Annotated in this window: 8 protein-coding genes; 3 read left to right on the top strand and 5 right to left on the bottom strand. The window is 41.8% G+C overall.

Annotated features, from left to right (window positions below; genetic code table 11):
* Positions 1-67 precede the first annotated feature (67 nt).
* The 4 genes from Q1V93_RS02110 to pheS are packed head-to-tail and all read right to left on the bottom strand — an operon-like array spanning position 68 to position 2985.
* Positions 68-514, bottom strand: coding sequence for a nucleoside deaminase (locus tag Q1V93_RS02110; protein ID WP_300660793.1), 447 nt, complete (start codon positions 512-514; stop codon positions 68-70).
* Between the two features lie 3 nt (positions 515-517).
* Positions 518-1597, bottom strand: a complete 1080-nt coding sequence (locus tag Q1V93_RS02105; RefSeq protein WP_300660791.1) for a glutaminyl-peptide cyclotransferase — start codon at positions 1595-1597, stop codon at positions 518-520.
* Between the two features lies 1 nt (position 1598).
* Positions 1599-1958: a bacillithiol system redox-active protein YtxJ gene (gene ytxJ, locus Q1V93_RS02100; protein WP_300660789.1), complete on the bottom strand. Its 360-nt coding sequence runs from the start codon at positions 1956-1958 to the stop codon at positions 1599-1601.
* A gap of 1 nt (position 1959) precedes the next feature.
* Positions 1960-2985, bottom strand: a complete 1026-nt coding sequence (pheS, locus tag Q1V93_RS02095) for a phenylalanine--tRNA ligase subunit alpha (RefSeq protein ID WP_300660787.1) — start codon at positions 2983-2985, stop codon at positions 1960-1962.
* Positions 2986-3167: 182 nt separating this feature from the next.
* Here pheS and Q1V93_RS02090 point away from each other — a divergent pair, with 182 nt between their 5' ends.
* The 3 genes from Q1V93_RS02090 to Q1V93_RS02080 all read left to right on the top strand — a co-directional run bounded on the left by Q1V93_RS02090 (position 3168) and on the right by Q1V93_RS02080 (position 4469).
* Positions 3168-3542, top strand: a complete 375-nt coding sequence (locus tag Q1V93_RS02090) for a hypothetical protein (RefSeq protein ID WP_300660786.1) — start codon at positions 3168-3170, stop codon at positions 3540-3542.
* Between the two features lie 5 nt (positions 3543-3547).
* Positions 3548-3931, top strand: coding sequence for a hypothetical protein (locus Q1V93_RS02085; protein WP_300660784.1), 384 nt, complete (start codon positions 3548-3550; stop codon positions 3929-3931).
* A 163-nt stretch (positions 3932-4094) separates the two neighbouring features.
* Complete coding sequence (locus Q1V93_RS02080; protein WP_300660782.1) at positions 4095-4469, top strand: hypothetical protein; 375 nt, start codon at positions 4095-4097, stop codon at positions 4467-4469.
* Between the two features lie 54 nt (positions 4470-4523).
* Here the strand turns inward: Q1V93_RS02080 and Q1V93_RS02075 are convergent.
* A partial coding sequence (locus Q1V93_RS02075) for a prolyl oligopeptidase family serine peptidase (protein WP_300660780.1) occupies positions 4524-7284 on the bottom strand: 2761 nt, incomplete at its 5' end.

Here is a 7284-nt window from a genome sequence, read left to right as displayed (position 1 = left end):
TCGTAATTCGTAATTCGTAATTCGTAATTCGTAATTCGTAATTCGTAATTCGTAATTCGTAATTATTCTAAGAACGTTTATCCTTAAAGAAATCAATCATCAGCTGTGCGCATTCACTTTCCATCGGGCCTTTCGAAACCACAGTCTTCGGATGATACAATTCATTCTGAAAACGCCCAGCGCCGCGTTTTTCATCCCTGCTGGCGAAAATGATTTTATCCAATTGCGACCAATAGAGTGCGCCCGCACACATCACACAAGGTTCAAGCGTAACGTACAGCGTACAATCCTTCAGGTATTTTGCTCCAAGGTATTCCGATGCAGCCGTAATTGCCTGCATTTCCGCATGCGCCGTGACATCGTGAAGACGCTCCGTTAAATTGTGCGCCCGTGCGATGATCTGGTTATTCACCACAACAACTGCTCCTACCGGAATTTCCCCCAGTTCAAAAGCCTTTTGCGCCTCCATATAGGCCTGACGCATGAAATATTCGTCGTTGTAAGGAGAAATCATGATTTATTGAGCAATAGAAACTTCAAATGTTTTTGTCCAGTATTTTCCGGTCATATACAATTTCTTCGTCAGCTTATTGTAAGCGATTCCGTTCAAAACGTCTCCGCCATTTTTTCCGCGGATAATCAATTCATTTGCATCAATTTCCTCCAACACACGGCCCGTAGTTGGTTCGATCACCAAAACAGTTCCCGTTGTATAGACATTTGCATAAATCTTTCCGTCGATGTATTCCAATTCGTTCAACTGCGTACGCGGACCTTTCTTGTCATAGACTTCAATCGCGCGAATCGCCTGGAAGGATTTCGGATCACGGAACGTAATGCGCTCAGACCCATCCGACATCATGATCACTTTTCCATCATTACACAATCCCCAGCCTTGTCCCACATAGTTGAACTCATCTTTCAGAACCATCGTTTTCTTATCGTACACAAAACATTTGCTGTTCTGCCAGGTAACCTGGTACAACAAATCTCCCAAAATAGTAATCCCTTCTCCGAAATACGTTGCATCCAGGCCGTTTTTAGGCTCGATGAACTTTCCGGTTTCCAAAGAAATCGGTCCAACAAGCGTTTTCCCCTGCTGTCCCGGATCACCCGTTCCTTCATACAACTGGTTTCCGTCAAATTCAAATCCCTGTGTGTAATTCTCCGGATTGTGCGGGTATTCCTTAACGATTTTCACAAAACGCAACTCAGGAATGATATTCGAAACAACGCGAACATTGATCGCATTCTCCAAAGATGTTCCATCCTTAAAAGTCGATCGCAATACCAAAGGTCTTGTTCCTACACCGTAATAATTCGTCTGCATCGCTACAGCTCTCTTCTGAACTTTCGGGTTATTCCAGGTTTCAAAGACCGAATCGTTGTACAACAATTCTACTTTCACCAGGCCTTCCGGAATGGAAAATTTCACAGGAACTTCTGCACCGTATTCCACCTGGATATTTCCCGGAGTTTCGAACTTCGCCATTGGGGTATCTTCCGATTCGCCACCACTTGATTTATTGATTAGCGGAACGATTACAAATGCCGCAACGATCAAAATAAGTAGAACAATGATTCCGTATTTTTTCATATTAAATGAGTTTCATAATGTCCGAAGCATCTATTTCACTGTGCGTCGCAGAATAAATCACTTCCCGGTTAGTAATCAATATTGCCTGAGGAGACTGATGCTGAACGTTTGTCAACTCCGCAATCTCGTCGGATAAATGTCTGTAAGCTAACAAATCCAGATAAACGCAAGTTGCCTTTTCCGGATCCATTTTATGTTCAAAACGGCTGAGCGCCATGGAAGAAATGCTGCAACGCGTACTGTGTTTGAAAAGCAATAAGGGTTTCTCAACGGAAGCATCCAACAATTCGTGCAACTGCTCGGAGCTTGTCAGATTCACCCAGGGAAATTCCGTCTTTTGTTTACTCGAAAAAAGTCCCATCTTAGAAATTCACACCTTTAAATTGTTTCAGGAAACGCACGTCATTTTCAGAATACAATCTCAGATCGTTCACTCTGAATTTCAGTTGGGCAATGCGTTCGATTCCCATTCCGAATGCAAATCCGGTATATACTTCCGAATCAATTCCGGAAGCTTCCAACACATTCGGGTCCACCATTCCGCAACCCAAAATTTCCAGCCAACCTGTATATTTACACACGTTACATCCTTTCGAATTACAAATCGTACAGGAAACATCCACTTCTGCACTTGGCTCAGTGAACGGGAAATAGGAAGGTCGGAGACGGATTTTCGCTTTGTCGCCGAACAGGGATTTCGCAAAGTAATCCAACGTTTGTTTCAAATCTGCGAAAGATACATTTTTGTCGATATACAATCCTTCCACCTGGTGAAAGAAACAATGCGCGCGGGCAGAAATCGCTTCATTCCGGTAAACTCTTCCCGGGGAAATCGTCCGGATCGGCGGAGTGGAGGATTCCATTACGCGTACCTGAACAGAAGACGTATGCGTTCTCAAGGCCATTTCACGTTCTCCTTTTTCAATGAAAAACGTATCCTGCATATCTCTTGCCGGGTGTTCCGGCGGGAAGTTCAATGCAGAAAAGTTGTGCCAGTCGTCTTCGATTTCCGGTCCTTCCGAAACAGCATAACCGATGCGTTCAAAAATGGCAATGATTTCACTTCGAACAATGGAAAGCGGATGTCTTGCACCAAGCGGAATTGGTTCTGCCGGTCTCGTAACATCCACATCCGAATCAGAACTCTGGGTATTCTCAAAACTTTCTTTGGATGATTGCCACTTTTCTTCTGCAAGCAAACGCAAACCGTTCAAAAGCTGACCCACTTCCTTTTTTTCTTCATTCGGAACGCTTTTCAATTCTCCGAAAAGATTCTTCAACGCTCCTTTTGACCCTAAAAAATGAATACGGAATGCTTCAACAGCATTCAAATCCGTTAATGCATAATTTTCAATAGCTTCCTTAGCTGCAGCGATTTGCTCTTTCATTATTCTGTAACAACCTTTTGGGTTTCTAAACGTCTATTTGAAAAAATATTACTGAAAATGTAACTTTTTCTTTTAAATTGATGTTTAAAAACATACTTTTTCAAGCAACGAAGTTACGAAATTGTGGAGAATCAGATTATAATCGCAAAAAGATTATATTTACAACGAAAAAAAATAACACTATGAACAAAATGGTACGTAAAATTGGATATTTATCCCTGATTTCAGTGCTTTTGGTATTGAGTTCTTGTAAAAAGGATCCTTCTATATTAAAGGTTTTCGTGCGTTCATCAAACAATGAATTAGTGAACAACGCAAAGGTGATTATCATTGCTGACGTTAATTCAGAACCTGCTACACCTGCCTATGTGGATACTGTTCAAACAAACTCCTCAGGTTTTGCCTATTTCGATATGGAAGAATTTTTCAGTAAGCTTGGAAAGAAAGAAACAACCGGCTACTTCGACGTATTGGTAAAAAGAGACACAAATCAGGGAAGCGGGTACATTCGTTGCAGAGCCCACATTACCAATGTCCTAACTGTTAATCTTAATTGAAAAACATGAATATAATGATCAAATCAGCATTTTATGGAGCCTTGATTGTTGGAATGGGTGTCGTTTTCTCTTCTTCCGGTTGTAGAAAGAAGAAAGACACTACTGCAATAATCTATGTTTTAGATGCGCAAAACCAACGAGTTGCCGGAGCACAGGTTGTGTTGAAAGGTGAGTCAACAATCACACCTTCCCCACCGGTGATTTTATTTGACACCACCTTATCGGACGGTTCCGGAGTGGCTATTTTCAATTTCAATGATGTATATCAACTTGGACAGGCAGGAGTAGCCGTTTTAAACATCGAAGCACGAAAAGATGCTTTGAGCGGACAAGCGATTATTAAGATCGAACAAGAAAAAGCGAACGAAGAAACTGTGTTTATCCAGTAATTCATTTATAATAAAGGCTTAAGCCCCGACATTCTGAATAGTCAGAAGTCGGGGCTTTTTATTCGCTGAGAATTTTGAAAAAAAAATCCATAGAGCCATTTCATTCATTTACCCCGGATTCTTAAGAAGGAATGTCCGAGTTTTGAAAAACAAACTTATCGCTATGATGATAACACGGACTGTTTTAACCCTGACAATTGGAATTGCTTTAGTAAGCATCGGTTCTTGCAGAAAGAAAGCCGACACCATTGCTAAGATCTATGTTCTGGATCAGAACAACAGCCGCGTTGCCGGAGCAACCGTAAAACTTGTCGGAGAAGAAACCGGAGGCAATCAGCCTCATGGTGCTATCAGAGAACCAAAAGTAACAACGACTAATGATAAGGGTGAGGCCATATTCAATTACAACGATATCTATCAGTTGGGGCAATGTGGTGTCGCCGTTCTTAAAATAGAAGCAAGCTTGGGTGGTGCCGTTGGTAACGGCATCATCAAAGTGGAGCAGGAAGAAACTACTGAAGAAACAGTGTTTATTTAGTAATTGATTTATTACAAAAAAGTCGGGGTGAAAAATTTTTCACCCCGACTTTTTTTATTCTACTAATTCGTAATTCGTTTTCTTTCCTTTCACTATCGCAGGAATTCCCGATTTCAACCACAAAGGCTCCGGTTTATTGAGCAGGTAGTAATCGAAGAACTGGCGCATTCGGATACTCAAATCCATTCTGTTTGCCGGTTTCATCAGGTTGTGATCATCTCCATTATAATTCAGTAGCCAAACCGGTTTCTGAAGGCGGCGAAGACCTGTATACAATTCTATCCCCTGGTACCACGGAACTGCTCCGTCTTCATCGTTGTGCATAATCAACAAAGGAGTTTTTACTTTCGGCAAGCCAAACAAAGGGCTGTTTTCGACATACAATTCAGGAGATTCCCAAATCGTTTTCCCGATCCGGCTTTGTGAATGCTCGTATTGAAACTGACGGCTGAAACCAGATCCCCAGCGGATTCCTCCGTAAGCTGAAAACATATTGCTCACAGGTGCTCCTGCCATTGCCGCCACAAAACGATCAGTCATCGTAATCAACTGTGCCGTCTGGTAACCTCCCCAGCTTTGTCCCTGCAATCCCATTCTCTTCGAATCGATGTTGGAATATTTCTTCAAAACAGCATCCGTTCCGCTCAAAATACAATCGTAAGCACTGTTTGCCGGATGTCCCGGAGTGTAGCGGATGTCCGGAATGAAAACAACATATCCTGCCGATGCATATTCCGTAGGGAAAATAATGGAAGCCGTTGGCTTAGGTGCGTAATGATTGTGAATCTGATCCGAATAGGTTTCATAGAAATAAACCAGTAACGGATATTCCTCGTTCGGATCGAAATTTTCCGGTTTGTAGAGCAATCCTTCTAAAGGAATTCCCGCATAACTGTTCCATTTGATCAATTCCACTGTAGACCAGTTGTATTGGCTTTGCTGCGGATTTGCGTGTGAAATCTGTTGAATAATTGCTCCCGGTTTAGTGGTCGAAAACAGATCAGGGAAATCGCTGTTGGAAGATCTGTTGAACAGAATACGGTCGTTTTTCTTCGCTTTGAAGAAGTTATAATAACTGTGCCCGGAGCCGGAAATCAGTTCGAAAGCCGGGTTTCCAAAAGAACCTTTGACCCGGTAAACATCCATCATTTTAGTCGTTTTGCTGAAACGTGTCAAAACCGTGTTTTCAGGATAATAACGAAGGGAATCCGGATTCAGGTTGTACAACACATAATTGTAATTGGTATCCGTTTCCGAATTCTGAAGAATACTTGTGATCGGTCTCAGGGATTTTGTCTTCAGGTCGTAAGACAAAATATCTTTATCCGATTGAATCAATACGTTTTGATCGTTGGGTCCCCAACCGATAATGCCCTGTGGCAGGTCTTCGTAAATCTGACCGTTCTTATCTTCAATCAAAGTGCCTTTCCAACTGCATGTGATACACTCTTCCACCTGGGAATCCGTATTCATCAGGTAGTAATTTTTGGTAATATCATTCCAGAAAACAAAATCCTTTCCATCCTGCGACAAAGAAGGTCTGGAATACAATTTATCACGCAAAGGCGTAACCTTTCCCGTAGAAACCTGGATCAGGTAATAATTATCCGGATTCGGGAAAGTCCAGGTTGCAAAACGGTAAGCGGCATCACTGCTTGCCAGAATCACTTGTTGCGGGTATCTTTCCGACGTAACCAAATTAAGTGAATCAGCACCTAATTGAGTCGTTGTACCGGAATTAAGGTGGTACACAACCAGGTTGGTTTTATTCTGATCGCGTTTCAATTCTACCAACTGCTGCGGTTGCAGACGATCATCTTTCCAATGCCACAAATCCACTTTTGCTTTTTCACTTTCCAATACGGTATCCTTGAACGGTTTTTCAGGTCTATCAGCAACTCCGAAAAACACTTCCGAATCGTCATTATTGAGATATGGTTTAAAATTGGAGGAAAGCACTTCGTTATTATCAAAAACAGCAGGTGTATCAACCAATTGCTTAAACTCTTTCGATGCAGGATTGATTAGAAACAAAGACCAGCGCTTGTTGGTACTTGTATCAACCGTAGCCAAACCTAAAAGGGTATTGTTTTTCCCGGAGAAATTCAATCCGGCGTATTCTGTAACGCGTTTTTTACTGCTCCACAAATCTTTGCCCGGAAGGTTGTAAATATTCAGGCGCAAAGAATCCTTTTTAAACTTTTCCTGTTGTACAAAAAGTACATATTGTCCGTCTTTACTTACTTCGAACTGCGTCACATTTTTGAAGCATTTCTTCTTTTCCTTCGAATCCAGGCTGATGATGGTCAAAAGCTTTCCATCTGTTTTGATCTTTCCTTTTTTCTTTTCGAGTTTCTTCTCTTTTTTGTCTTCCTTTTTCGTCAGATAGGCTTTTGGCCATTCATTTTTTTGCGATGTAAACGCCAGCGTATTTCCTTTTTCAGAAAGACGGAATTCTTTCAGCTGGCTGAATTTCACAAGTGAGTCCTGACTCAGAAACCAAACTCCTAGAGAATCTTTCGGCCATTTCTCTTTATTTACTTTTGCCAGTTCTACCTTGCGCAGGGTATCAAATCCCGGATGAATTTTAAATGAAATCACATTTCCCGTTCCTTCAAATTTCGGTTCATACCCTCTTGCAACAGAGTCTTTTTTTCCCGTTTCCAAATCTACCGCGAACAGAAAACCGTCACCGCGATAAGGCTTTACAGAATAAACCGCAAACCGGCCATCCTGGGAAAGCTGGATGTCTCCTACCCTGTTCCAGGAATTATAAACCTCCGGACCAAGTATTTTCTTTTGTCCGAAGACACTT

Origin of the sequence: Fluviicola sp. (assembly GCF_030151805.1) — a bacterium.
In the GTDB taxonomy this organism is placed as follows: domain Bacteria; phylum Bacteroidota; class Bacteroidia; order Flavobacteriales_D; family Crocinitomicaceae; genus Fluviicola.
The sequence above is the reverse complement of the archived record's forward strand: the minus strand, read 5'-3'. Positions and strand labels throughout refer to the sequence as shown.